Annotated in this window: 1 pseudogene; it reads right to left on the bottom strand. The window is 64.8% G+C overall.

Going from position 1 to position 1,065, the window contains the following annotated elements:
* Positions 1-36 precede the first annotated feature (36 nt).
* Positions 37-1,010 (bottom strand): annotated as a pseudogene (locus IG63_RS22450) (IS3 family transposase).
* Positions 1,011-1,065 lie beyond the last annotated feature (55 nt).

Genomic DNA, 1,065 nt, shown 5'->3' with positions numbered 1-1,065 from the left:
TGACCTGACCTACCGTTTGGGCTCCATCCGCGGTGGCTAACTGACAGCGGGGATGGGTTCGTTTTCGGAGCGTAGTTCGTACTCGATCGGGGTGCGATAGCCGAGCGCTGAGTGCCGTCGTTGGCGGTTGTGGAAGATCTCGATGTAGTCGAAGATCGCGTTCGCCAGCTCGACGCGGGTCTTCCACTTCTTGCGGTTGAGAAGCTCGATCTGCATCGAGGACCAGAAGCTCTCCATCATGGCGTTGTCCAGGCCGTCGCCGACTGTGCCGAAGGACGGCAGCAGGCCGGCGGAGCGGATCTTCTCGCCGAACACCCACGAGGTGAACTGGGTGCCGTGGTCAGCGTGGACGATCCCGCCCGGCTCAGGACGGCGATTGCGGATGGCCATGTCGAGGGCATTGACCACCAATGTTGAGTCCTGGCGGGAGTCGATGGACCAGCCGACGATCCGGCGGCTGTAGGCGTCGAGCACCGCGGCGCAGTAGAGCCACCCTTCTCTGGTGCGGTGCTGGGTGATGTCGGTGACCCACAGCTCGTTGGGCCTGATCCGGTGGAACTTCCTGTTCACCAAGTCGTCTGCCGTCACGACGCCACGCAGGCGCTTAACGCGGGTAGGCCCGGGCAGGCCGTAGATCCCCGCCTGCGTCATCAGGACCGAGACAGTCCGCTGGCAGACCTGGATCCCCATCGCCATCGTGAGCTCGGCATGGATCCGGCGATAGCCGTAGGTGCCCCTGGACGCGACGTGGACCTCGCGGATGAGGCCGGTGAGCCACTCGCGGCGCAGCTGCCTGGGTGTGCTGGGAGTTCGCTTGTGCTTCGCAGCTCAGCGGACTCGCTCGAGGGAACTCCTGGGCGGAGCCCGTTGTCGATGTCGTCTTGGCGCAGCCACTTCGACAGCGTGACTGGATGGATGTCGAGCTCGACCGCGGTCTGCTTGGCCTGCTTGCCGGCCCGGACCAGCGCGATGGCGCGCGCCCGGAACTCCGGCGGATAGGGACGAGGCATGGCTCTCAGCCTTTCGTGAAGGCCGTCAGTTAGCCACCAAATCTGGAACCCAGGA

The organism is Nocardioides aequoreus, from assembly GCF_000720335.1.
In the GTDB taxonomy this organism is placed as follows: domain Bacteria; phylum Actinomycetota; class Actinomycetes; order Propionibacteriales; family Nocardioidaceae; genus Marmoricola; species Marmoricola aequoreus.
The sequence above is the reverse complement of the archived record's forward strand: the minus strand, read 5'-3'. Positions and strand labels throughout refer to the sequence as shown.